General features: G+C 61.3%; 21 protein-coding genes and 4 tRNA genes. 20 read left to right on the top strand and 5 right to left on the bottom strand.

Translation table 11 applies throughout. The annotated features are described in order from the left end of the window. Positions 1–206 precede the first annotated feature (206 nt). From HU770_RS05335 to HU770_RS05310, 6 genes are read left to right on the top strand one after another with little or no spacing between them, the layout of a single operon-like run. Complete coding sequence (locus HU770_RS05335) at positions 207–1,301, top strand: ABC transporter ATP-binding protein (protein WP_186655173.1); 1,095 nt, start codon at positions 207–209, stop codon at positions 1,299–1,301. Next, entirely contained in the window at positions 1,301–2,398 is a 1,098-nt protein-coding gene (locus tag HU770_RS05330; RefSeq protein ID WP_186663204.1) for an ABC transporter ATP-binding protein, read from the top strand. Before HU770_RS05335 ends, HU770_RS05330 begins: the two co-directional genes overlap by 1 nt. Then, positions 2,395–3,258: a sugar ABC transporter permease gene (locus HU770_RS05325; RefSeq protein ID WP_033699117.1), complete on the top strand. Its 864-nt coding sequence runs from the start codon at positions 2,395–2,397 to the stop codon at positions 3,256–3,258. Before HU770_RS05330 ends, HU770_RS05325 begins: the two co-directional genes overlap by 4 nt. A 3-nt stretch (positions 3,259–3,261) precedes the next feature. After that, on the top strand, positions 3,262–4,062 hold the full coding sequence (locus HU770_RS05320; protein ID WP_033699115.1) for a carbohydrate ABC transporter permease: 801 nt from the start codon (positions 3,262–3,264) through the stop codon (positions 4,060–4,062). 12 nt (positions 4,063–4,074) lie between these two features. Beyond that, positions 4,075–4,347: a DUF2160 domain-containing protein gene (locus HU770_RS05315; protein WP_047581170.1), complete on the top strand. Its 273-nt coding sequence runs from the start codon at positions 4,075–4,077 to the stop codon at positions 4,345–4,347. Between the two features lie 37 nt (positions 4,348–4,384). Next, positions 4,385–6,124, top strand: coding sequence for an ABC transporter substrate-binding protein (locus HU770_RS05310; protein WP_033699112.1), 1,740 nt, complete (start codon positions 4,385–4,387; stop codon positions 6,122–6,124). 97 nt (positions 6,125–6,221) lie between these two features. Here HU770_RS05310 and folD read toward each other — a convergent pair whose 3' ends face one another. Next, positions 6,222–7,076 carry a bifunctional methylenetetrahydrofolate dehydrogenase/methenyltetrahydrofolate cyclohydrolase FolD gene (folD, locus tag HU770_RS05305; RefSeq protein WP_095063661.1) on the bottom strand — a complete coding sequence of 285 codons (855 nt, stop codon included), beginning with the start codon at positions 7,074–7,076 and terminating at the stop codon, positions 6,222–6,224. 270 nt (positions 7,077–7,346) lie between these two features. Here folD and HU770_RS05300 point away from each other — a divergent pair. The 11 genes from HU770_RS05300 to HU770_RS05250 all read left to right on the top strand — a co-directional run bounded on the left by HU770_RS05300 (position 7,347) and on the right by HU770_RS05250 (position 17,068). Beyond that, a tRNA-Arg gene (locus HU770_RS05300) sits at positions 7,347–7,423 on the top strand. A gap of 40 nt (positions 7,424–7,463) precedes the next feature. After that, a tRNA-His gene (locus HU770_RS05295) sits at positions 7,464–7,539 on the top strand. A 55-nt stretch (positions 7,540–7,594) separates the two neighbouring features. Beyond that, a tRNA-Leu gene (locus HU770_RS05290) sits at positions 7,595–7,679 on the top strand. 49 nt (positions 7,680–7,728) lie between these two features. Beyond that, a tRNA-His gene (locus HU770_RS05285) sits at positions 7,729–7,804 on the top strand. Between the two features lie 234 nt (positions 7,805–8,038). Further along, entirely contained in the window at positions 8,039–8,338 is a 300-nt protein-coding gene (locus HU770_RS05280; protein WP_033699109.1) for a DUF6388 family protein, read from the top strand. A gap of 247 nt (positions 8,339–8,585) precedes the next feature. Beyond that, positions 8,586–9,899, top strand: a complete 1,314-nt coding sequence (gene tig / locus HU770_RS05275; RefSeq protein WP_033699108.1) for a trigger factor — start codon at positions 8,586–8,588, stop codon at positions 9,897–9,899. Between the two features lie 91 nt (positions 9,900–9,990). Further along, positions 9,991–10,632, top strand: a complete 642-nt coding sequence (gene clpP / locus HU770_RS05270) for an ATP-dependent Clp endopeptidase proteolytic subunit ClpP (protein WP_186655164.1) — start codon at positions 9,991–9,993, stop codon at positions 10,630–10,632. Between the two features lie 108 nt (positions 10,633–10,740). Next, positions 10,741–12,024 (top strand): ATP-dependent Clp protease ATP-binding subunit ClpX, encoded by a 1,284-nt coding sequence (gene clpX / locus HU770_RS05265; RefSeq protein WP_033699106.1) that lies wholly within the window; start codon positions 10,741–10,743, stop codon positions 12,022–12,024. A gap of 169 nt (positions 12,025–12,193) precedes the next feature. Next, a complete protein-coding gene (lon, locus tag HU770_RS05260) occupies positions 12,194–14,590 on the top strand; it encodes an endopeptidase La (RefSeq protein WP_186663202.1) in 2,397 nt (798 codons plus the stop codon). 152 nt (positions 14,591–14,742) lie between these two features. Further along, on the top strand, positions 14,743–15,015 hold the full coding sequence (locus tag HU770_RS05255; protein WP_016485887.1) for an HU family DNA-binding protein: 273 nt from the start codon (positions 14,743–14,745) through the stop codon (positions 15,013–15,015). A gap of 181 nt (positions 15,016–15,196) precedes the next feature. Continuing rightward, complete coding sequence (locus HU770_RS05250) at positions 15,197–17,068, top strand: SurA N-terminal domain-containing protein (protein ID WP_186655158.1); 1,872 nt, start codon at positions 15,197–15,199, stop codon at positions 17,066–17,068. A 66-nt stretch (positions 17,069–17,134) separates the two neighbouring features. Here the strand turns inward: HU770_RS05250 and HU770_RS05245 are convergent, their stop codons facing one another. Continuing rightward, a complete protein-coding gene (locus tag HU770_RS05245) occupies positions 17,135–18,175 on the bottom strand; it encodes a patatin-like phospholipase family protein (RefSeq protein ID WP_033699102.1) in 1,041 nt (346 codons plus the stop codon). 162 nt (positions 18,176–18,337) lie between these two features. Between HU770_RS05245 and HU770_RS05240 the strand changes: the two genes are divergently transcribed. The 3 genes from HU770_RS05240 to HU770_RS05230 all read left to right on the top strand — a co-directional run bounded on the left by HU770_RS05240 (position 18,338) and on the right by HU770_RS05230 (position 20,312). Continuing rightward, on the top strand, positions 18,338–18,616 hold the full coding sequence (locus tag HU770_RS05240) for a hypothetical protein (RefSeq protein ID WP_027593946.1): 279 nt from the start codon (positions 18,338–18,340) through the stop codon (positions 18,614–18,616). Between the two features lie 14 nt (positions 18,617–18,630). Then, positions 18,631–19,398, top strand: a complete 768-nt coding sequence (locus tag HU770_RS05235; RefSeq protein ID WP_095063659.1) for a CHAD domain-containing protein — start codon at positions 18,631–18,633, stop codon at positions 19,396–19,398. Between the two features lie 116 nt (positions 19,399–19,514). After that, the gene (locus tag HU770_RS05230; protein WP_186655154.1) at positions 19,515–20,312 is read left to right on the top strand and encodes a thioesterase family protein; all 798 of its coding nucleotides are present in this window, start codon (positions 19,515–19,517) and stop codon (positions 20,310–20,312) included. An 18-nt stretch (positions 20,313–20,330) separates the two neighbouring features. Here HU770_RS05230 and HU770_RS05225 read toward each other — a convergent pair whose 3' ends face one another. The 3 genes from HU770_RS05225 to HU770_RS05215 all read right to left on the bottom strand — a co-directional run bounded on the left by HU770_RS05225 (position 20,331) and on the right by HU770_RS05215 (position 23,198). Then, positions 20,331–20,699, bottom strand: a complete 369-nt coding sequence (locus HU770_RS05225) for an Mpo1-like protein (RefSeq protein WP_095063657.1) — start codon at positions 20,697–20,699, stop codon at positions 20,331–20,333. Positions 20,700–20,787: 88 nt separating this feature from the next. Beyond that, positions 20,788–22,266 carry a methyl-accepting chemotaxis protein gene (locus HU770_RS05220; protein WP_186663200.1) on the bottom strand — a complete coding sequence of 493 codons (1,479 nt, stop codon included), beginning with the start codon at positions 22,264–22,266 and terminating at the stop codon, positions 20,788–20,790. Between the two features lie 134 nt (positions 22,267–22,400). Next, positions 22,401–23,198, bottom strand: a complete 798-nt coding sequence (locus HU770_RS05215; protein ID WP_186663198.1) for a TatD family hydrolase — start codon at positions 23,196–23,198, stop codon at positions 22,401–22,403. Positions 23,199–23,222 lie beyond the last annotated feature (24 nt).

Below are 23,222 nucleotides of genomic sequence, written 5' to 3'. Positions count from 1 at the left end.
TTGTTGTTATCAGTCGACCGCTGTTCAGTGTCGTCCACGGTTGTTCATTGTCAAACCCACGCCTGTTCAGCTGTTCAGGGCAGGTGTTCAGGTGTGAACGGGCAATGGCAGGCCCTGGCAGGTTAAGGCGCGGGCCAGAGCGATCAGGCAGGGCTGGCACGAAACTGGCTGTGCCCTGCGCACAACAATCAAGAAAAGGCCACGCCATGTCCCTGGTGCTGGAGCAGGTCAGCCGCAGTGTCGACAACCAGGCGTGCATCGTCGATGCGTCCCTGCGTTTCGAGCCGGGGTCGTTCAACGTGCTGCTGGGCCGCACCTTGGCCGGCAAGACCAGCCTGATGCGCCTGATGGCGGGGCTTGACCGACCGGACCGGGGCCGCGTGCTGATGGCCGGCAGCGATGTCACCGGGGTGCCGGTGCGCCAGCGCAACGTGTCGATGGTGTATCAGCAGTTCATCAATTACCCGACCCTGAGCGTGTACGAGAACATCGCTTCACCCCTGCGCCAGGCACGCCTGGCCGAGGCAGAGGTGCGCCGACGGGTACAGGAAACCGCCGAAATGCTGCGCATCGAGGCTTACCTGCAGCGCTTGCCGCTGGAGTTGTCCGGTGGCCAGCAGCAACGCACGGCGATGGCCCGGGCGCTGGTCAAGGATGCTTCGTTGATCCTGTTCGACGAGCCGTTGGTCAACCTCGATTACAAGCTGCGCGAAGGCCTGCGCCAAGAGCTGCGGGCGTTGTTCGCCCAGCGCAACTGCATTGCCGTCTATGCCACCACCGAGCCCAATGAAGCGCTGGCGCTGGGCGGTACCACAACGCTCTTGCACCAGGGGCGCATTGTGCAGAGCGGCCCAACCACGGCGGTCTATCAGCAGCCCAGCAGCGTGCTGGCCGCCGAGCTGTTTTCCGAACCCCCCATCAACCTGATACCCGGGCGCATCGCGGGCAATGAGGTGAGCCTGGCGCAGGCGGTGCACTTTGCCCGCAACGCCGACCTGCAACGCCTAGGCGAAGGTGACTACCGCTTTGGTGTGCGCCCCAGCCACATCACCCTGGTGCCGACCCATGACGATGACCTGGAGCTGGCGGTACTGGTGGAGCTGGCCGAGATCAGTGGCTCGGAAACCTTCCTCCATGTGCGCAATGAGCACTGGCGGATGACCCTGCACTTGCCGGGCGTGCACGAGTACCAGGTGGACACGCCGATCAGGGTGTTCATCCCCACGCACAAGCTGTTTGTCTTCGACAATGCCGGGGCCTTGGTACAGGCCCCGGGCCTGCGCCAGGCAAGGCGTCGTTGATGGCCGAGATCCGTCTGCGCCAGCTGGCGCACAGCTACAGCCGCCAGCCGGCCTCGGAGGCAGACTACGCCTTGCACGCGCTGGAGCACGTGTGGGAGCAAGGGGGTGCCTATGCCTTGCTCGGGCCTTCGGGTTGCGGCAAGTCGACCTTGCTCAACATCATCTCGGGGCTGCTTACGCCTTCTCACGGCGAAGTGCTGTTCGACGGCAAGCCGGTCAACGCGCTGTCGCCGCAGGCGCGCAACATTGCCCAGGTGTTCCAGTTTCCGGTGGTGTACGACACCATGACGGTCTTCGACAACCTGGCGTTCCCGTTACGCAACCAGGGGGTGGACGAGGGCAGGGTGCGAGCACGGGTGGAGGAGATCGCCGAGGTGCTCGACCTGTCCGCCGTGCTGAAAAAGAAGGCGCGCAACCTCAGCGCCGACGAGAAGCAGAAAGTCTCGATGGGCCGTGGCCTGGTACGCGAAGACGTCTCGGCGATCCTCTTCGACGAGCCTTTGACGGTGATCGACCCGCACCTGAAGTGGAAGCTGCGGCGCAAGCTCAAGCAGATCCATGAGCAGTTCAACATCACCATGATCTACGTCACCCACGATCAGCTGGAGGCCTCGACCTTCGCCGACAAGATCGCGGTGATGCACGCTGGGCGCATCGTCCAGTTCGCAACCCCGCGCGAGTTGTTCGAGCGGCCACGTCATACCTTTGTCGGCTATTTCATTGGCAGCCCGGGCATGAACTTCATCGACGTACACGCCGAAGCCGATGGGGTGAGCTTCGGCGGCCTGCACCTGGCATTGCCCGATGGCTTGCGCGAACGCTTGGCGGCAACGGGAGGTGGGCGCCTGCAAGTAGGGATACGGCCGGAGTTCGTGCAGCTCTGGGACACCCCGCTCGACCACGCCTTTGCGGTGCAGGTGCTGGATGTCGAAGACCTGGGCACCTACCGCATCGTCACCTTCACGCTCGGCGGTGCCACGCTCAAGGCGCGCCTGGGCGAGGACCGCCCACTGCCGGTGGGCCAGGCCTGGGTGAGCCTGCCCAGCCAATGGCTGATGCTCTACGTCGATGATGTACTGCTGGAGGCCGGGCCATGAACAAGGTGCGCAACAACAAGGCCTGGTGGCTGGTGCTGCCGGTGTTCACGCTGGTGGCGTTCAGCGCGGTGGTGCCGATGATGACCGTGGTCAACTATTCGGTGCAGGACATCTTCGATCAGTCCAATCGCTATTTTGTGGGGGCCGACTGGTACCGCCAGGTACTGCGTGACCCTGCCCTGCACGATGCCCTGCTGCGCCAGTTCATCTATTCAGGCTGCGTGCTGCTGATCGAGATTCCGCTGGGGATCGCCATCGCCCTGACGATGCCGACCAAGGGCCGCATGGCGTCGATCTGCTTGATCGTGATGGCCATTCCGCTGCTGATCCCGTGGAACGTGGTCGGCACCATCTGGCAGATCTTCGGCCGTGCCGACATTGGCCTGATGGGCGCCGCGTTGGCCAAGCTCGGGGTCAACTACAACTATGCCAGTGACCCGTTCGACGCCTGGCTCACGGTGTTGGTGATGGATGTCTGGCACTGGACGTCGCTGGTGGCGCTGCTGTGTTATTCGGGCTTGCGGGCCATACCAGATGTCTATTACCAGGCCGCCCGCATCGACCGGGCGTCGGCCTGGGCGGTGTTCCGCCACATCCAGCTGCCGAAGCTCAAGAACGTGCTGTTGATCGCAGTGATGCTGCGTTTCATGGACAGCTTCATGATCTACACCGAGCCGTTCGTGCTGACCGGTGGCGGGCCCGGCAATGCCACCACGTTCCTTAGCCAGACCCTCACGCGCATGGCGGTAGGGCAGTTCGACCTGGGGCCGGCTGCGGCATTTTCGCTGGTGTACTTCCTGATCATCCTGCTGGTGTCGTGGCTGTTCTACACCGCCATGACGCACGCCGACAAGGACTAGGCCATGAGCGCGCGCAAGGCATTGCCCCTGCTGCTGTACTTCTTCTTCCTGCTGGTGCCGATCTACTGGCTGCTGAACATGTCGTTCAAGAGCAACACCGAGATCCTTGGCGGCCTGACCCTGTGGCCACAGGCATTCACGCTCGACAATTACCGGGTCATTTTCACCGATGCCAGCTGGTACAGCGGCTATATCAACTCGCTGTACTACGTGTGCCTGAACACGCTTATTTCGCTGGCGGTGGCGTTGCCGGCGGCCTATGCCTTCTCACGCTATCGCTTTCTTGGCGACCGCCACCTGTTCTTCTGGTTGCTGACCAACCGCATGGCGCCGCCAGCGGTGTTCCTGTTGCCGTTTTTTCAGCTGTATTCCTCGATCGGCCTGTTCGACACGCACATTGCCGTGGCGCTGGCCCATTGCTTGTTCAACGTGCCGCTGGCGGTGTGGATCCTTGAGGGCTTCATGTCGGGGGTGCCGAAGGAGATCGACGAAACGGCTTACATCGACGGTTACAGCTTCCCGCGTTTCTTCGTGAAGATCTTCATCCCGCTGATTGGCTCCGGCATCGGCGTGACGGCGTTTTTCTGCTTCATGTTTTCGTGGGTCGAACTGCTGCTGGCGCGCACCCTCACCTCAGTCAATGCCAAGCCGATCGCGGCGGTGATGACACGTACCGTTTCGGCTTCCGGTATCGACTGGGGCGTGCTGGCCGCTGCCGGCGTGCTGACCATCTTGCCGGGCATGCTGGTGATCTGGTTTGTCCGCAACCATGTGGCCAAGGGCTTTGCCCTTGGCCGGGTGTAAGGAGGGCAACGCATGGAATGGATGGCCTGGACCCTGCCGACAGCGCTGTTCTTCGCTGCCGTCGGTGTGCTGCTGGTGTGCATGACCCTGCTCGAACTGCGCCACCCCTGTGTGGAGCGGCGCGGCTTTCTGCCGATCGTCACCAGCCGTGGCGACCGGTTGTTCGTTGGCTTGCTGGTCAGCGCCTACCTGCACTTGTTGGTAGTCGGGGTCAGCGACTGGCCGTTGTGGGTGGCCTCGCTGCTGTCGCTGGGCTGGCTTGTGGTGGTGCTGCGTTGGGGCTGAGCGACGGCTCCGGGAATAACTCAATCGGGAGATCACAATGTTCCATGACAATGACAAAAGGCGACATTTGACCCTGGCCGCGTTGCTCGTGCTGGCCAGCGTGCCAGGCGCGGCGTGGGCCGACCAGTACGAGGATGCGGCATCGCGGTGGATCGGCAGCGAGTTCAAGCCTTCGACCCTGACACCTGAGCAGCAGTTGGCCGAACTCAAGTGGTTCATCAAGGCCGCCGAACCGTTTCGTGGGATGAAGATCAATGTGGTGTCGGAAACCATCACCACCCATGAGTACGAATCCAAGGTGCTGGCCAAGGCCTTCAGTGAGATCACCGGCATCCAGCTGACCCACGACCTGCTGCAGGAAGGTGACGTGGTCGAGAAGCTGCAGACCCAGATGCAATCGGACAAGAACATCTATGACGGCTGGGTCAACGATTCGGACCTGATCGGTACGCATTTTCGCTATGGCAAGGTCGAATCGATCACCGACCTGATGGCCAACGAGGGCAAGGCCTACACTTCGCCGACCCTCGACCTCAAGGATTTCATCGGCATCTCGTTTACCACCGCGCCGGATGGCAAGGTCTACCAGTTGCCTGACCAGCAGTTCGCCAACCTTTACTGGTTTCGTGCCGACTGGTTCGAGCGGCCAGCGCTCAAAGCCAGGTTCAAGGAGAAGTACGGCTATGAGCTGGGCGTGCCGGTGAACTGGTCGGCCTACGAGGACATCGCCCAATTCTTCAGCGAGGACGTCAAGGAAATCGACGGCAAGCGTGTCTATGGCCACATGGACTACGGCAAGAAGGACCCGTCGCTGGGGTGGCGCTTTACCGATGCCTGGTTCTCGATGGCCGGCGGTGGCGACAAGGGCCTGCCCAATGGCCTGCCGGTGGACGAGTGGGGTATCCGCGTGGAGGACTGCCACCCGGTGGGTTCCAGCGTTACCCGCGGCGGTGATACCAATGGCCCGGCGGCCGTGTACGCAACACAGAAGTACGTGGACTGGATGCGCGCCTACGCGCCCAAGGAAGCCCAGGGCATGACCTTCTCCGAGGCAGGCCCGGTGCCGGCGCAGGGCAACATTGCCCAGCAGATCTTCTGGTACACCGCCTTTACCGCCGACATGACCAAGCCCGGGCTGCCGGTGGTCAACGCCGATGGCACGCCGAAGTGGCGCATGGCGCCATCGCCCAAGGGGCCGTACTGGGAGGAGGGGATGAAGCTGGGCTATCAGGACACCGGCTCCTGGACGTTCTTCAAGTCCACCCCCGAGAAGCAGCGCCTGGCTGCCTGGCTGTATGCGCAGTTCGTGACATCCAAGACGGTGTCGCTGAAAAAGACCATCGTCGGTCTGACGCCGATTCGCGAGTCGGACATCAACTCCCAGGCGATGACCGACCTTGCGCCCAAGCTGGGCGGGCTGGTGGAGTTCTACCGCAGCCCGGCACGGGTGCAATGGACGCCCACCGGCACCAACGTGCCTGATTACCCGCGGCTGGCGCAATTGTGGTGGAGCCATATCGCCGAAGTGGCCAGCGGCGAGAAGACCCCGCAGGAGGCGCTGGATGGCCTGGCCCGTGATCAGGACCGGATGATGGAGCGGCTGCAGCGTTCCAATGCCCAGGCAACCTGTGCGCCGAAGCTCAACCCGGAACGGGACGCCCAATACTGGTACGACCAGCCGGGCGCGCCGAAGCCTAAGCTGGCCAACGAAAAGCCCAAGGGCGAGACGGTGAGCTACAACGAGCTGCTGAAGTCGTGGGAGGCGGCGCGCAAGTGATCGGCTAACGACCGCGCAAAGGTCGGTACAGTCAGCCGATAAACCGCAGGCAAAAAAAACGGCACCTGCAATCGGTGCCGTTTTTTATCACGCTTTCTTACTTATGCAGCTCTTCAGCTGCATACAGCGTGTTTTCCAGCAAGCAAGCCCGGGTCATCGGGCCGACGCCACCCGGCACTGGGGTGATCCAGCCCGCGCGTGGCAAGGCAGTCTCGTAGACCACGTCGCCAACCAGCTTGCCATCTTCCTGGCGGTTGATGCCCACGTCGATGACGATGGCGCCTTCCTTGACCCACTCACCCTTGACCAGCCCCGGCTTGCCGGCGGCCACGACCACCAGGTCGGCACGGCCGACGTGGCCGGCCAGGTCTTTGGTGAAGCGGTGGCAGACCGTGACGGTGCAGCCGGCCAGCAACAGCTCCATGGCCATGGGGCGGCCGACGATATTGGAGGCGCCGACGATGACCGCGTTCATGCCGTACAGGTCCTGACCGGTGCTTTCGAGCAGGGTCATGATGCCTTTCGGCGTGCAGGGACGCAGCAGCGGAATACGCTGGGCCAGGCGGCCGACGTTGTACGGATGGAAGCCGTCGACATCTTTGTCCGGGCGGATGCGCTCAAGCAGCAGCGAGGCGTCCAGGTGAGCGGGCAGCGGCAGTTGCAGCAGGATGCCGTCGACGGCCGGGTCGTCATTGAGGCGGTCGATCAGCTCGGTCAGGGCTTGCTGCGTGGTTTCGCTGGGCAGGTCGAACGCCTGGGAAATGAAGCCGACCTCTTCACAGTCCTTGCGCTTGTGCGAGACATAGACTTGGGAGGCGGGGTCGGTGCCGACCAGGATCACAGCCAGGCCCGGGGTGCGCAGGCCTTGCTGGCGACGCTCCACGACACGTTGAGCGATCTGCTGGCGCAGGCTGGCGGCGATCGCCTTGCCATCGATTAGGTGTGCAGTCATAGACGCGTGATTAACCATCGAGAAGGAAACAATAAAGAGCGCACATTCTCGCACGACACGGCCCGAGGGCAAAGGCGGGTGGTCGGGCAAATCCCCTAAGCCCTTAAATAATTTAAATTTTTTAGAAAAAGATGTTGACGACCTAGCGGCTCGGCTATAACATTCGCCGCACTTGTCGGGCACTGCCTAGCACTGGTTGGCAAAGTCGGGCAGAATGAGTGGTTTGGCAGTTCGCTGTTGAGTCATCGTTCGGTTAGGCTGATCGCTTATGCGCCCGTAGCTCAGCTGGATAGAGCATCCGCCTTCTAAGCGGATGGTCGCAGGTTCGAGTCCTGCCGGGTGCGCCATCAGGCAGCTTAGGCAAGCAAGTAGTTGTACCGCAATATGGTGGGCGTAGCTCAGTTGGTAGAGCGCTGGATTGTGATTCCAGTTGTCGTGGGTTCGATTCCCATCGTCCACCCCATATTTTACAGGGGCGCCTTGATTGTACGATCCGGCGCCTTTGTTTTAAGCGTTACGCGGACGTGGTGAAATTGGTAGACACACTGGATTTAGGTTCCAGCGGCGCAAGCTGTAAGAGTTCGAGTCTCTTCGTCCGCACCATGCTTCTGTAACACCCTGCATTTGCAGCATACCGCAAGACCGCAATATGGTGGGCGTAGCTCAGTTGGTAGAGCGCTGGATTGTGATTCCAGTTGTCGTGGGTTCGATTCCCATCGTCCACCCCATATTTTTCGAAGGCGCCTTGATTGCAAAATCAGGCGCCTTTGTTTTGTCTGCACCACGCGGGCGTGGTGGGGTGTCGAGAAAAGCCGCTGATTGCGGCTTTTTTTGTGCGCGGCGGAAAAGTGTTTGGCAATCCACCTGATCCCCCTTGTAATCCTCTGGTGGCGCCCCAATAAAAGCTGATAGATTTCAGCCGGTTGAAGCACCGGCCCTGCGGTCGGCAGAGGAAAGACCCCATGATTGCAAAAGAAGCCCGTCAGGCCATGGCGCTGCAGCGCTTCGCCGACGCCAACCCGCAACTGCTCGAAGAAATCCGCGAGCTGGATGCGCATGAGCAAGCCCAGCAGATCGAATGGGCCTTCGAAGATGCGGCCGAGGAGCAAGGTATAGAACCTTGGGAGCTGGCGCTGCAATTGATCGCCGAAAGCCCGGAGCAGCTGCAGGCCATGCGCCTGGAGACGCACCGCGAGGTCGCTGAGGCGCTGGGCATGGCCTGGGAAGAGTACTGCCAGTTCAACGAAATCGACCCTCAATAAAGAAGGCGAATTCGTTGGCTGCAGTTGTTTGACAAGGTATTTCGGCTGCGGGTCGCCCAAGGTGGCGCGCAGCCTCAAGTGAATCGGGCTCGACGGTACGCCGTACGTGCCCTGCAAGTTAATCGACCGGCGTGGTTTCCCGTCGTCCCGAGTGGGGTGACTTCTGCTGCGCGACTCACTAGAATGCTTGCCCTTGATTCTGGAGTCGGGCTAACGCCGGCTAACGTCTGTGCAACGAGGAATATCCATGCAAGTTTCTGTTGAAAACACTTCCGCTCTCGAGCGCCGCATGACCATCGCCGTCCCGGCCGATCGCGTCGAGACCGAAGTCAACAAGCGTCTGCAGCAGACTGCCCGTCGCGCCAAGGTTGCAGGCTTCCGTCCTGGCAAAGTACCGATGAGCGTGATCCGTCAGCGTTTCGAAGCTGACGCCCGTCAGGAAGTGTTCGGTGATCTGGTCCAGTCCTCCTTCTACGAAGCTGTGGTCGAGCAGAAGCTGAACCCGGCTGGCGCACCGGCTGTCGAGCCGAAGTCCTTCGAAAAAGGCAAGGACCTGGAATTCGTCGCTATCTTCGAAGTGTTCCCTGAGTTCACCGTTGCCGGCCTCGAGTCGATCAACGTCGAGCGCCTGAGCGCCGAAGTGGCTGACGCCGACCTGGACAACATGCTGGAAGTGCTGCGCAAGCAGAACACCCGCTTCGAAACCGTTGAACGCGCTGCGCAGAACGACGACCAAGTCAACATCGACTTCGTCGGCAAGGTAGACGGTGAAGTATTCGCTGGCGGTTCGGCCAAGGGCACTCAGCTGGTGCTGGGCTCGGGCCGCATGATCCCGGGCTTCGAAGATGGCCTGGTAGGCGCCAAGGCTGGCGAAGAGCGCGTTGTCAACGTGACCTTCCCAGAGGACTATCAGAACCTGGACCTGGCCGGCAAGGCCGCCGAGTTCACCATCACCGTCAACAGCGTTTCGGCACCTGCGCTGCCTGAGCTGAACGAAGAATTCTTCGCCCAGTTCGGCATCAAGGAATCGACCCTGGAAGGCTTCCGCACCGAAGTTCGCAAGAACATGGAGCGTGAGCTGCGTCAGGCGATCAAGGCCAAGGTCAAGAACCAGGTCATGGACGGTCTGCTGGCCGCCAACCCGATCGAAGTGCCAAAAGCCCTGCTGGAGAACGAAGTCAACCGTCTGCGCGTGCAGGCTGTTCAACAGTTCGGCGGCAACATCAAGCCTGAGCAACTGCCGGCCGAGCTGTTCACCGAACAAGCCAAGCGCCGTGTGGTCCTGGGCCTGATCGTCGCTGAAGTGGTCAAGCAGTTCGAACTGAAGCCGGACGAAGGCAAGGTTCGCGAGATGATCGAAGAAATGGCCTCGGCTTACCAAGAGCCAGAGCAGGTCATCTCCTGGTACTACAAGAACGACCAGCAACTGAACGAAGTCCGTTCGGTTGTGCTGGAAGAGCAAGTTGTAGATACTGTTCTGCAGAAAGCGACTGTGACCGACAAATCGGTCTCGTACGAAGAAGCCGTAAAACCCGCTGAGGCACCTGCCGAAGCCGAGTAATACGCTACTCTCGTAGGAAACCCCCACAAGCCAGCCTTCGCGCTGGCTTGTGCGTATTCAAGCCATGACTATTTGGGAGTGAGCGCAGGACATGTCCCGCAATTCTTATATTCAGCAGAGCTCTGACATCCAGGCCGCAGGCGGCCTGGTCCCGATGGTTATCGAGCAGTCCGCCCGTGGCGAACGCGCTTACGACATCTACTCGCGTTTGTTGAAGGAGCGAGTGATTTTCCTGGTGGGCCCGGTAGAAGACTACATGGCCAACCTCGTCGTGGCGCAGATGTTGTTCCTCGAAGCGGAAAACCCGGACAAGGATATCCATCTGTACATCAACTCGCCGGGTGGCTCTGTCACCGCCGGCATGTCGATCTACGACACCATGCAGTTCATCAAGCCGGACGTCTCGACCATCTGCATCGGCCAAGCCTGCAGCATGGGCGCCTTCCTGCTGACTGCCGGTGCCAAAGGCAAGCGTCACTGCCTGCCTAACTCGCGTGTGATGATTCACCAGCCGCTGGGCGGCTTCCAGGGCCAGGCTACCGATATCGAGATCCACGCCCAGGAAATCCTCAATATCAAGGCGCGTCTGAACGAGTTGCTGGCCTACCACACTGGCCAGGATCTGGAGACCATCAAGCGCGACACCGAGCGTGACAACTTCATGAGCGCCACGCGCGCGGCCGAGTACGGCCTGATCGACTCGGTATACGACAAGCGGCAACTGGCCTCCTGATCCCAGGGGCCAGAGCAGGTGGGCGCCGAAAGCGCCTACCTGCGGACTTGAAAAAGCCCGCAATTGCCTTCATCTTGTGTTGCAAGCCTACCGGATTGGATCGATCGAATGACTGACACCCGTAACGGCGAGGACAGCGGCAAATTGCTCTATTGCTCCTTCTGCGGCAAAAGCCAGCACGAAGTGCGCAAATTGATTGCCGGGCCCTCGGTATTTATCTGCGACGAGTGCGTCGACCTGTGCAATGACATCATCCGTGAGGAGGTGCAGGAAGCCCAGGCCGAGAGCAGCGCGCACAAATTGCCTTCGCCGAAAGAAATCAGCGGCATCCTGGACCAGTATGTGATTGGTCAGGAGCGCGCGAAGAAGGTGCTGGCCGTAGCGGTGTACAACCACTACAAGCGCCTTAACCAGCGTGACAAGAAGGGCGACGAAGTCGAACTCGGCAAGAGCAACATCCTGCTCATCGGGCCTACCGGCTCGGGCAAGACCCTGCTCGCCGAAACCCTTGCACGTCTGCTGAACGTACCGTTCACCATTGCTGACGCCACCACCCTGACCGAAGCCGGTTATGTGGGTGAGGACGTCGAGAACATCATTCAGAAACTGCTGCAGAAGTGCGACTACGACGTGGAAAAGGCCCAGATGGGCATTGTCTACATCGACGAAATCGACAAGATTTCGCGGAAGTCGGACAACCCGTCCATCACCCGTGACGTATCGGGCGAAGGCGTGCAGCAGGCGCTGTTGAAACTGATCGAAGGCACCGTTGCTTCGGTTCCGCCGCAAGGTGGGCGCAAGCACCCGCAACAGGAATTCCTGCAGGTTGATACCCGCAATATCCTGTTCATTTGCGGTGGCGCGTTCTCGGGCCTGGAAAAGGTCATCCAGAACCGCTCCACCAAGGGTGGCATTGGTTTCAGCGCAGAAGTACGTAGCAAGGAAGAAGGCAAGAAAGTTGGCGAGTCCCTGCGTGAAGTCGAGCCGGACGACCTGGTCAAGTTTGGCCTGATCCCCGAGTTCGTCGGCCGTCTGCCTGTACTGGCGACGCTCGATGAGCTGGATGAGGCTGCTTTGATGCAGATTCTCACCGAGCCGAAGAACGCGCTGACCAAGCAGTATGCCAAGCTGTTCGAGATGGAAAGCGTCGACCTCGAGTTCCGCAGCGATGCACTCAAGGCCGTTGCTCGCAAGGCCTTGGAGCGCAAAACCGGTGCCCGTGGCCTGCGTTCGATCCTCGAAGGTGTGCTGCTCGACACCATGTACGAGATCCCTTCGCAGAAGGATGTCAGCAAGGTGGTGATCGATGAGAGCGTCATCGAGGGTACTTCGCAGCCGCTGATGATCTACGAGAACAGCGAGCCGCAAGCCAAGGCCGCACCTGACGCCTGATCCAGGCGATAACCAGGTGGTGGTTGCAAGCAAGAATGAAAGGGGCCTACGGGCCCCTTTCTGCTTTTCCTGCGCAAGCGCTTGTAATTTCCCAGGCGTGCCCCCACATTAGGTCCAAGCATCATTTCCACCGGTTTCCGGCCATAAAGGCCGCTGTAGAGGCGAAATCATGAAGACCACCCTCGACTTGCCTCTTTTGCCATTGCGCGATGTCGTTGTTTACCCGCACATGGTCATCCCGCTGTTCGTGGGGCGCGAAAAATCCATCGAAGCCCTTGAGGCAGCGATGACGGGCGAGAAGCAGATTCTGCTGCTGGCCCAGAAGAACCCGGCCGATGACGATCCAGGCGAAGACGCCCTGTACCGTGTCGGTACCGTTGCCACCGTGTTGCAATTGCTGAAACTGCCCGATGGCACCGTCAAGGTGCTGGTCGAGGGCGAGCAGCGCGGTGCGGTCGAGCGCTTCACCGAAGTAGAAGGGCACATCCGTGCCGAAGTTTCCCTGATCGATGAAGTCGATGCCGCCGAGCGCGAGTCGGAAGTCTTCGTGCGCACGCTGCTGTCGCAATTCGAGCAGTACGTGCAGTTGGGCAAGAAAGTGCCCGCCGAAGTACTGTCGTCGCTGAACAGCATTGAAGAGCCTGGGCGCCTGGTCGATACCATGGCCGCGCACATGGCGCTGAAGATCGAGCAGAAGCAGGAAATCCTCGAGATCGTCGACCTGACGGCCCGCGTCGAGCACGTGCTGGCGCTGCTGGATGCCGAGATCGACCTGTTGCAGGTCGAGAAGCGCATCCGTGGTCGGGTCAAAAAGCAAATGGAGCGCAGCCAGCGCGAGTACTACCTGAATGAGCAGATGAAGGCCATTCAGAAAGAGCTCGGTGATGGCGACGAAGGCCATAACGAAGTCGAAGAGCTGAAAAAGCGCATCGAAGCCGCTGGCCTGCCCAAGGATGCCCTGACCAAGGCCCAGGCCGAGCTGAACAAGCTCAAGCAGATGTCGCCGATGTCGGCTGAAGCGACGGTGGTTCGCTCCTACCTCGACTGGCTCGTCCAGGTGCCGTGGAAGGCCCAGAGCAAGGTACGCCTGGACCTGGCCAAGGCCGAGGAAATCCTTGATGCCGACCACTATGGCCTGGAAGAGGTCAAGGAACGCATCCTCGAATACCTTGCCGTGCAAAAGCGCGTGAAGAAGATCCGCGGCCCGGTGCTGTGCCTGGTCGGCCCGCCTGGCGTCGGTAAGACCTCGCTGGCCGAGTCGATCGCTGCCGCCACCAACCGCAAGTTCGTGCGCATGGCCCTGGGCGGCGTGCGTGACGAGGCCGAGATTCGTGGCCACCGTCGCACCTACATCGGCTCCATGCCGGGCCGTCTGATCCAGAAGATGACCAAGGTGGGCGTGCGCAACCCGCTGTTCCTGCTCGACGAGATCGACAAGATGGGCAGCGACATGCGTGGCGACCCGGCCTCGGCATTGCTCGAAGTACTCGACCCCGAGCAGAACCACAACTTCAACGACCACTACCTGGAAGTCGACTACGACCTCTCGGACGTGATGTTCCTCTGCACCTCCAACTCGATGAACATCCCGCCAGCGTTGCTGGACCGCATGGAAGTCATCCGTCTGCCGGGCTACACCGAAGACGAGAAGATCAACATCGCGGTCAAGTACCTGGTGCCCAAGCAGGTCAAGGCCAACGGCCTGAAGAAGGAAGAGCTCGAGATCGATGTCTCGGCGATCCGCGACATCATCCGTTACTACACCCGCGAAGCCGGCGTGCGGGGCCTGGAGCGGCAGATTGCCAAGGTCTGCCGCAAGGTGGTCAAGGAACATACCGGGCAGAAGCAGGTCAAGGTAAAGGTGGCCAGCGAGCAGCTCGAACACCTGCTGGGCGTGCGCAAGTTCCGTTACGGCCTAGCCGAGCAACAGGACCAGATCGGTCAAGTAACCGGCCTGGCGTGGACCCAGGTGGGTGGCGAATTGCTGACCATCGAGGCGGTAGTGATCCCCGGCAAGGGCCAGCTGATCAAGACCGGTTCCCTGGGCGATGTCATGGTCGAGTCGATCACTGCCGCGCAGACCGTGGTGCGCAGCCGCGCCCGCAGCCTGGGCATCGCCGCTGACTTCCACGAGAAGCACGATGTGCATATCCACATGCCCGAGGGCGCCACGCCCAAGGACGGCCCAAGTGCGGGTATCGGCATGTGCACCGCGCTGGTGTCGGCGCTGACGCAGATTCCGGTACGTGCCGACGTGGCCATGACCGGCGAGATCACCTTGCGTGGTCAGGTCCTGGCCATTGGTGGGTTGAAGGAAAAACTGCTGGCGGCACACCGTGGCGGCATCAAGACGGTGATCATTCCCGAGGAGAATGTCCGCGATCTGAAGGAGATTCCGGAAAATATCAAACAGGATCTTCAGATCAAACCGGTCAAATGGATTGACGAAGTCCTGCAAATTGCGCTGCAATACGCCCCGGAGCCCTTGCCAGATGTGGCTCCGGAGATTGTCGCAAAGGATGAGAAGCGCGACAGCGATGCTAAGGAAAGAATCAGCACGCATTAGTAGTTTTTAGCTGGGGGGCTTTCCTTGACAGTTTTTTCGGGGCCTTGCTATAAAGCGGCACGCTATTGTTATCAGGCCACCCAGCGCACGTTACATACGCTTTTCATTACATACTTAGAAACAAACTCATTAGAGAAATAAGGGGACTTAGAGTGAACAAGTCGGAACTGATTGACGCTATCGCTGCATCGGCTGACATTTCCAAAGCTACCGCAGGTAAGGCTCTGGATGCTGTGATCGACTCCGTAACGGGTGCCCTGAAAGCAGGCGACGACGTCGTTCTGGTTGGCTTCGGTACCTTCTCGGTCAAGGATCGCGCCGAGCGTACTGGCCGTAACCCTCAAACTGGCAAGGCTATCAAGATCGAAGCCGCCAAGGTTCCAGGCTTCAAGGCTGGCAAAGGCCTGAAAGACGCCGTCAACTAAGTCGTCTCTTTCAGCCGGACCCGGCCTGGCCAGGTTCGAGCACGTGAGGCGGGTCGCAAACGTTCCCGCCTGACACGTTTGCTAAGAAAAGGCGCATCCTCGGATGCGCCTTTCTTTTATCAGGATTCTACCCACGCTCCGCGGTTGTCGACGCAGTGGTACAGCCGTTTCTGGGGGACGCATGCTGCAAAATATCAGGGACAATTCACAAGGTTGGATTGCCAAGACCATCATCGGCCTTATCGTCGTGTTGATGGCGTTGACCGGCTTCGAGGCCATTTTCCAGGCTGCCAGCCATAGCCAGGACGCCGCCAAGGTGAACGGCCAGACCATCAGCCAGAACGAGCTGAGCCAGGCGACCGACATGCAGCGCCGCCAGCTGATCCAACAGTTGGGCAAGGATTTCGACCCTGCGCTGCTGGATGACAAGCTGCTGCGTGATGAGGCGCTCAAGGGCCTGATCACTCGCAAGCTGCTGTTGCAGGGCGCCGAAGACGCCAAGTTCGCCTTCTCCGAGGCTGCGCTGGATCAAGTGATCCTGCAGACTCCGGAGTTCCAGGTTGACGGCAAATTCAACGCCGATCGTTTCGACCAGGTCATTCGCCAGATGGGTTATGGCCGCCTGCAATTCCGCGACATGCTTGCCGAGGAAATGCTCATCGGCCAACTGCGTACCGGCCTTGCCGGCAGCAGCTTCGTCACTGACAAGCAGGTCGAGGCGTTCGCGCGCCTGGAGAAGCAGACCCGCGATTTCGCCTCCCTGACCTTCAAGGCCGACCCGGCCGCGGTCAAGGTCAGCGAAGCAGAGGTCAAGGCGCACTACGACCAGCACGCCAAGGAATTCATGTCGCCTGACCAGGTTGTCATCGATTACATCGAGCTGAAGAAGTCGGTGTTCTTTGACCAGGTCAAGGTCAGTGATGACGAGCTCAAGGCCCAGTACGAGAAAGAAATCGCCAACCTCGCCGAACAGCGCCATGCCGCGCACATTCTGATCGAGGTCAACGACAAGGTCACCGACGCCCAGGCCAAGGCCCGTGCCGAAGAGATCGAACAGCGCCTGGCCAAGGGTGAAGACTTCGCCGCACTGGCCAAGGAGTTCTCCCAGGACCCAGGTTCGGCCACTACGGGTGGTGACCTCGGCTTCGCCGGCCCTGGCGTGTACGACCCGGCCTTTGAAGATGCCTTGTACCAGTTGAAAGATGGCCAGGTATCGGCCCCGGTGCGCACCGAGTTCGGTTACCACCTGATCAAGCTGCTGGGTGTCGAGGCGCCGCAGGTGCCAAGCTTCGCCAGCCTGAAGGACAAGCTGACCCGTGACTTGAAGACCCCGCTGGTCGAACAGCGCTACGTCGACGCCAGCAAGCAGTTGCAGGATGCCGCCTACGAGGCTTCCGACCTGGCTCAGCCTGCCCAGGACCTGAACCTGAAGGTGCACACCTCCGCCGCGTTCGGCCGTGAGGGTGGCGAAGGTATCACTGCCAACCGTGCGGTGGTTCAGGCGGCGTTCTCGGAGGAAGTGCTGGAGGAGGCTGCCAACAGCACCGCCATCGAACTCGATCCGGAAACCACCGTGGTGCTGCGCGTCAAGGAGCACCGCAAGCCGGAACAGCTGCCGTTGGAAGCCGTGGCCAAGAACATCAGCGAACACCTGGCCAAGGAGAAGGCGACAGCCGAACTCAAGACCAAGGCGGACAAGCTGATTGCCGGCCTGCGTGATGGCTCCATTGCCGCTGACAGCGTCCATGAGGGGCAGGGCTGGAAAACCTACGAGGCAGTGACCCGTGGTGAGGACGGCATCGACCCGGCCGAGCTGCAGGCAGTGTTCCGCCTGGGCAAGCCGCAGGCCAAGGACAAGCCGGTCTACACCAGTGTGGTGCTGGGCGACGGCAGCCTGGTGGTCTTGCAGCTCAAAGGGGTCAACGAAGGCGCTGCGGCCACCGACGAAGAGAAGCAGCAGATTCGCCGCTACCTCGCTTCGCGTGCCGGCCAGCAGGACTTCGCTGCCTACCGCAAGCAGTTGGAAGCCAATGCTGATATCACCCGTTACTGAGTGATCGTTGCATGACAAGACAGGCCGCGTAATGCGGCCTGTCTTGTTTCTGGCCTGAGCGGCCCTCTAGCGCTTCACCCCTTCATAGTTATCCAGCGTATCCCGCGCAATCTCCCGACCCAGAGCGATCAGCTCCGGTGCTTTGTAGAACTCGAAGAACCGGCACACGCGCTTGGGTACGTTGATCAGTACATCGGGCGGGTACCCTGCAATCTTGTATTGCGCCAACGACGTCTGCATCACTTCGAAGCTCTGGTTGATCAGGTCCAGCAGCGACGCAGGCCCCACGTTGTCGATGATGAATGACCCGGTAGCAGACTTGGGTGCGCCTTCACGTTCGGGGGCCGCCGCAGGCTGCTGGCCTTCCGGGTCTGCAGTACCTGCCAGCCACGGGCTGGGCGGCGCCAGCCCTTCGGCGACGATTTCCTGTTCGATACGTATCAGCTCTTCCGCCGGCTTGCGCCGGAAGGGCAGGCGTGAACCCAGCGAGCTGAGCAGCGAATCGAAGCGCATCTTGAATGCCGCCGGGCGTTCGATCACCGGCAACTGGTACTGCTTCTGGTTGGTAGCGTTGAGGTTGACCGCAATGATCAAGTCGCAGTGGCTGGACACCACCGGCACGATCGGCAGCGGGTTGAGAATGCCACCGTCGACCAGCATGCGGTTGCCTTGCATCACCGGTGTGAACAGGCTGGGGATTGCTGCAGACGCGCGCATGGCCTGGTGCAGGCACCCTTCCTGGAACCAGATTTCCTGTTGGTTGGTAAGGTCGGTGGCCACTGCGGTGTAGGGGATGCGCAACTGCTCGATGTTGATCTCGCCGACGATCTTGCGGATCTGGCCGAACACCTTGTCACCGCGGATCGCGCCAAGGCGGAAGCTGACATCGACCAGGCGCAGGACGTCCAGGTAGTCGAGGCTTTCGATCCAGTTGCGATACTCTTCGAGTTTGCCGGCGGCATAGATGCCACCCACCACCGCCCCCATGGAGCAGCCGGCGACGCAGGCGATGTCGTAGCCGCGTCGTTCGATTTCTTCGATCACACCGATGTGTGCATACCCTCGGGCACCCCCCGATCCCAGTACCAGCGCAACGCGTTTACTCATGATTTTCCCTCAGCCTGTGCAACCATGGTTTAACAATGCACCCATTGCTGCCTGTGCTTCAATGTACACCGCGCTGATCTACGCTAAGCAAAGCGCCTTGGCGGGCACTTTTCTATTGCAGGTGCGTCGAACAGCCACTCTTTTCACTTTGAGGAATTACCGATGAAAGCCTGGATCTGCCTTCCACTGATTGCGCTGGCCCTTGCTGGCTGTGCGGGCAAGACGGCCTACCGTGACAGCTGCGCAACCCAGCTGGATGCCGCCTGGAAGGAGCTCGACCTGGCCAAGGCCGAGGGTTTCGCCGGTACTGTCAGTTACTCCAAGGCCTTGTCGCTGCTGACCGGCGCCAAGACCCAGCAGCAGTTCGAGGGGTTTGAAGGTTGCACCAAGAAGGCCGAGAAGGCGCGATTCTACATTCGTGAGTCGCGCGCTGGCCGCTGACCAAGGAGCTTCCCATGTCTGCCATGGTCGATCACGTGGTGTCACAGATACTGGCCTTGCAGGTGCGCCTGCTGGCCTGCCGTGAGCGCCTCGCTGCCGATACCGACAGCGAGGCATTGCATGACCTGCGCATCGCTGTACGGCGTTTGCGCAGCCTTCTGCGGCCGCTGCAGGGGTTGCCGGGGGTCGAACAGCTGGAAGGCGCAGCCAAGGCCCTGGGGGCGTTGACGACGCCGCTGCGTGACCGCGAGGTGCTGGCGGCCGAATTGTCCGGGCGGGGCTTGAATGAGGCGGCGCAGCGACGGTTGGCGGGGCGGGGCAGTACCTTTGCCAGTGTCGCGAGTTGCGCACAGCTGGCCCGTCTGCTGGCGATCGTCGATGCATTTCCGTTGTTCCTGCGCGCGGCTGATCGCGAAGGCCTGGTAGATGCGCTGGCCAAGCGCATCGACAAACGCCTCGGCAAGCAATGGCGCAAGCTGCGCAAGGCATTGGCGGACCCCGCCCATGATCGGCATCGGCTACGGTTGTTGATCAAGCGGGCACGCTATGGCGATGAGGCCTACCCGCAACTTGAACATGCCGGGAAAAAACTGCAACGTCTGTTGAAGAAGGCACAGAGCGACCTGGGTACGTGGCATGACCGTCTGCAGTGGTTGTTGCAAGCGCGCAAGGACGCCGATCTGGCAGTCTGCACGCTCGATTGGCAGCAGCAGTTGCAGGAGGCCGAGGGCAAATCCGATGTCACGCTGGATGCCTTGCAGGTGGCGTTGAAACAGCGATAGCCCGGCAAATGACCGATATGCGGGCTGAACGGAGCCGAGTGGCTGGTTAGTATGTCCCGACGCAGGGCACGTGAAGGGCGTGCCCCGGATCGCCACGGCACAGGAGCCCACCTGCCATGAACTTCACCCAATTGCTCGAAGCCGTTCGAGCCAACCCTGAATCGGTTTCGGTACCGGCGTCATGGGCCCAGGGCCGCGCGGCCTTCGGTGGGCTCATGGCCGCCATGGTCTATGAAGCGATGCGCCTGAAGCTTGCCGATGATCGGCCTGTGCGCTCTTTGGCGATCAGTTTCGTGGCGCCTGCTGCGGCTGACGTGCCGATCCGTTTCGAGGTCGACGTGCTGCGTGAGGGCAAAGCGGTCAGTACCTTGCTTGGCCGCGCGGTGCAGGAGGGGCAGGTCGTCACCCTGGTGCAGGGCAATTTCGGTGCGGGTCGCTCCTCGGAGGTCGAGGTCCCGGCTAAGGCTGCGGTTGCCATGAAGCCGCTGGAGCAGGCTGCCCCTGAGCTTCCCTACATCAAAGGTGTGACCCCAGAGTTCATGCGCCATGTAGCCCTGCGTTGGGCGGTTGGTGGGCTGCCGTTCAGTGGTAACGATTCGCGGCAGATGGGGGGCTGGGTACGCTTGCGGGACATCGCTGACGAGCCGTTGAACGAGGCTCATCTGCTGGCACTGGTAGATGCCTGGCCGCCCAGCCTGTTGCCGTACCTGAAGCGGCCGGCGGCGGGTAGCACACTGACCTGGACCATCGAATTCATCCAGCCCATACCGCAGTTGTCGACACTGGACTGGTGCCGCTATTGCGTCGAGACCGAGCACGCTCGTGAGGGTTATGGGCATGCCGCCGCCGCGCTGTGGTCCGCAGAGGGCGAGTTGCTGGCATTGAGCCGGCAGACGGTGACGGTTTTCGCTTAGCCGTAATGGGCGGCAGGGTCAACGGCGATGCTTGTGCCGCTCGCGCCAGGCACGCCACCAGGCGCCGCTCAGCACAAAGCGTGGAAAGGTGATGAACTGCTCGGTCAGCAGGCGCTGCACGGCGTCTTTGCGGTTGGCGAATGGCTCCGGTTGTTCGGCTTCGAGGCGATGCCCGTGGCGCTGCAGGCCCAGGCCGGCAATCAGGGAGATGACGCCAACGGCGATCTGCCCCAGGTCCAGGGCGAATAGGCCGGACAGCACCAGTAATGCGCCGAGAATGAACAGCGGCACGGCGATCAGGTGCAGTACCAGGTTGGCCGGGTGACGGTGATTATGGTGGTACCCGCGCCATTGCCAGGCGGGCAGGTTGGGTAGGCGTTTGCTCATGGGCAGGTCCTCTCGGTCATGTCCAAAGCTTAGTGCGGCCCCCGGAAGGGGGCCAATCGAGGCTGGCTATCGTGACTGTAAATGGGGGCTATAGCTTGAGCTGGCCTATCACCTTGTTCAGCTCACCGGCCAGCGTCGCCAGTTCGTTGCTGGTGGTGGCCGAGCCGACGGTCTGTTGCACGGTGTGTTCGGTGACGTCGCGGATACTCACCACTGCCCGGTTCATTTCTTCGGCCACCTGGCTCTGCTGTTCGGCAGCCACGGCGATCTGGGTGTTGCTTTCGCGCATCTGCGCGACCGCACCGGTGATCTCGGCCAGCGCTGCACCGGCTGCCTGGGCCTGCCGGACGCAATCGTCAGCCTTGTACGAGCTCTCCTGCATGAACTCGACTGCATCGCGGGTGCCGGACTGAAGCGCCGAGACCATGGTGGTGATTTCGTCCGTGGACGTCTGCACGCGCTTGGCCAAGTTGCGTACCTCATCGGCGACCACTGCGAAGCCGCGGCCCAAGTCACCGGCACGGGCTGCTTCGATGGCGGCATTGAGTGCCAGCAGGTTGGTTTGTTCGGCAATGCTGTGGATCACCCCGACCACGCCATTGATCTTCTGGCTGTCCTCGGCCAGTTGGCGGATCATCTCGGCGGTCTGCTGCACGCCGCTGGACAGCCCGGAAATCGAGTCCTGAACGCGGCTGACGACCTCCTGGCCGCTGCCGGCGAGGGTATCGGCGGTCTGCGACAGGTCGCGTGTGGCGCCGGCATGCTGGGCGATATGGTGCACCGTGGCCGACATCTGGTTGATGGCCGTGGCGGCCTGGTCGGTCTCGCTCTGCTGGCCGAGCATACCGTGGCGTACGTCATTCATGCTCGCCGCCAGGCGTGCGGCGCCGGCGTCGAGCTGTGCGGCAGTGTGGGCCACAGTGCTGACCACGCGGTGATAGGTGCCTTGCATGGCGTTGAAGGCGCCCGCCATCTGGCCGACTTCGTCGCCGCACGCCAGGGGTACGCGTGCCGACAGGTCGCCGGTCTTCTCCACATGGAGCATGACGTCCTTGAGGGTGTTGAGCTGGCTGAGCAGAAAGCGGATCAGCAACTGCGAGGCGCCAAGCATGGCCAGCATCAGTATCAGCACGCACACGGCATAGTTGGTGAAACGTTCGAAGAACACCTGGCGTACGCTCGGCGACTGGGCCAGCACGGCCAGTTGCTGATCGCCGTTGCGCAGCACCTGGGCGCCGCGCAGGGGGTTATCGCCAAGCAGCCAGGCAGCGGGCAGTTCGACCCAGCCCTGGGCATCGCGCAGGGCCTCCAGCGGTTCGCCGGCAAAGGTCGGGGTCTGGCCTGGCAGCCAGGTGATGACATTGGCCTGGCGGGGCAGCGTTTGCCCGACGGGCCATGCTGCCAACAGCTGGGCCTGTGCCGCCGCTTGGGCCTGGGCGGCGTCCGCACGGGCGCGCTGCTCCAGATGCACGGCGTATAGCACCAGCAAAAGGGTCGTGACAAAGGCCACCGCGTTGACGGCCCAGAATTTGTACTTCAGGGAAATATTGCTAAGCCAGGCACCCATGGGCAGGTCTTCTCTGAGTTGAGCGGAAACAATATTGGCAAGGTGCCATCATTGTGCCTGCGCCTGCCAGAGCCGTTCTTGATATGTATCAAGAAAAAACCGAGGTGCCTGTATCGACGGGGCCCGATGCAGGCTTAGCTCAGCCGAAAGAATGCCCGTGCCGCCGCGGTGGTATGGGTTGCCGTGTGTTCCATCGACTCGCCCCGGTGCAGCGCCACCTCCCTCAGCACTTCCAGCAGAAACGCCGGTTCGTTACGGCCATTTTTCGGCTTGGGCCTCAGGCTGCGCGGCAGCAGGTAAGGCGCATCGCTCTCCAGCATCAGGCGCCCTTCAGGGATATTACCGACCAGCGGGTGCAGGTGCGTCCCGCGACGTTCGTCACAAATCCAGCCGGTGATGCCGATGTGCAGGTCCAGGTCCAGGTAGGCGAACAACGCCTCGCGCTCGCCGGTGAAGCAATGCACCACAGCGCCGGTCAAGTGGTCCCTGTAGTCCTTGAGGATGGCCAGCAAGCGCGCGCTGGCGTCGCGTTCGTGCAGAAACACGGGCAAGCCCAGTTCGGCCGCGAGCGTCAGCTGTGCCTCCAAGGCCTTTTCCTGCTGAGGGCGAGGGGAGAAGTCGCGGTTGAAGTCCAGGCCGCACTCACCCACTGCGCGCACCCGTTGCTCATTCAACAATTGGCGCAGTTGCCGCTCGCTGCCAGCGTCCCAGGACTTGGCATCGTGGGGGTGGACGCCCGCCGTGGCGAACAGGTGTTCAGCGGCCGCATCCAGCTGCTGGCACAGCTCCAGTGCCTGTTCGCTGACCGCAAGGCTGGTGCCGGTCAGCACCATCTGCGCCACGCCAGCCTCGATGGCGCGCTCGACAATGGCGGCCTGCTGGTCGTGGAAACTGCTGTTGGTCAGGTTGACGCCAATATCGATCAGTTGCATGGTGCTACCTCGTGCCGCGGGGCG

The organism is Pseudomonas sp. SWRI68, assembly GCF_014269165.1.
GTDB classification, from domain to species: Bacteria; Pseudomonadota; Gammaproteobacteria; order Pseudomonadales; family Pseudomonadaceae; genus Aquipseudomonas; species Aquipseudomonas capeferrum.
Note: the sequence above shows the minus strand (reverse complement) of the source record. Positions and strands in the feature narration are given on the sequence as shown.

Bases quoted from the DNA above. Each gene is read 5' to 3' on its own strand.
- HU770_RS05335 (WP_186655173.1), top strand. From the start codon at position 207: ATGTCCCTGGTGCTGGAGCAGGTCAGCCGCAGTGTCGACAACCAGGCG.
- HU770_RS05215 (WP_186663198.1), bottom strand. From the start codon at position 23,198: ATGCAACTGATCGATATTGGCGTCAACCTGACCAACAGCAGTTTCCAC.
- HU770_RS05250 (WP_186655158.1), top strand. From the start codon at position 15,197: ATGCTGCAAAATATCAGGGACAATTCACAAGGTTGGATTGCCAAGACC.
- HU770_RS05235 (WP_095063659.1), top strand. From the start codon at position 18,631: ATGTCTGCCATGGTCGATCACGTGGTGTCACAGATACTGGCCTTGCAG.
- clpP (WP_186655164.1), top strand. From the start codon at position 9,991: ATGTCCCGCAATTCTTATATTCAGCAGAGCTCTGACATCCAGGCCGCA.
- tig (WP_033699108.1), top strand. From the start codon at position 8,586: ATGCAAGTTTCTGTTGAAAACACTTCCGCTCTCGAGCGCCGCATGACC.
- HU770_RS05220 (WP_186663200.1), bottom strand. From the start codon at position 22,266: ATGGGTGCCTGGCTTAGCAATATTTCCCTGAAGTACAAATTCTGGGCC.
- lon (WP_186663202.1), top strand. From the start codon at position 12,194: ATGAAGACCACCCTCGACTTGCCTCTTTTGCCATTGCGCGATGTCGTT.
- HU770_RS05245 (WP_033699102.1), bottom strand. From the start codon at position 18,175: ATGAGTAAACGCGTTGCGCTGGTACTGGGATCGGGGGGTGCCCGAGGG.
- HU770_RS05310 (WP_033699112.1), top strand. From the start codon at position 4,385: ATGTTCCATGACAATGACAAAAGGCGACATTTGACCCTGGCCGCGTTG.
- HU770_RS05315 (WP_047581170.1), top strand. From the start codon at position 4,075: ATGGAATGGATGGCCTGGACCCTGCCGACAGCGCTGTTCTTCGCTGCC.
- HU770_RS05320 (WP_033699115.1), top strand. From the start codon at position 3,262: ATGAGCGCGCGCAAGGCATTGCCCCTGCTGCTGTACTTCTTCTTCCTG.
- HU770_RS05330 (WP_186663204.1), top strand. From the start codon at position 1,301: ATGGCCGAGATCCGTCTGCGCCAGCTGGCGCACAGCTACAGCCGCCAG.
- HU770_RS05325 (WP_033699117.1), top strand. From the start codon at position 2,395: ATGAACAAGGTGCGCAACAACAAGGCCTGGTGGCTGGTGCTGCCGGTG.
- clpX (WP_033699106.1), top strand. From the start codon at position 10,741: ATGACTGACACCCGTAACGGCGAGGACAGCGGCAAATTGCTCTATTGC.
- HU770_RS05225 (WP_095063657.1), bottom strand. From the start codon at position 20,699: ATGAGCAAACGCCTACCCAACCTGCCCGCCTGGCAATGGCGCGGGTAC.
- HU770_RS05240 (WP_027593946.1), top strand. From the start codon at position 18,338: ATGAAAGCCTGGATCTGCCTTCCACTGATTGCGCTGGCCCTTGCTGGC.
- HU770_RS05280 (WP_033699109.1), top strand. From the start codon at position 8,039: ATGATTGCAAAAGAAGCCCGTCAGGCCATGGCGCTGCAGCGCTTCGCC.
- folD (WP_095063661.1), bottom strand. From the start codon at position 7,076: ATGACTGCACACCTAATCGATGGCAAGGCGATCGCCGCCAGCCTGCGC.
- HU770_RS05230 (WP_186655154.1), top strand. From the start codon at position 19,515: ATGAACTTCACCCAATTGCTCGAAGCCGTTCGAGCCAACCCTGAATCG.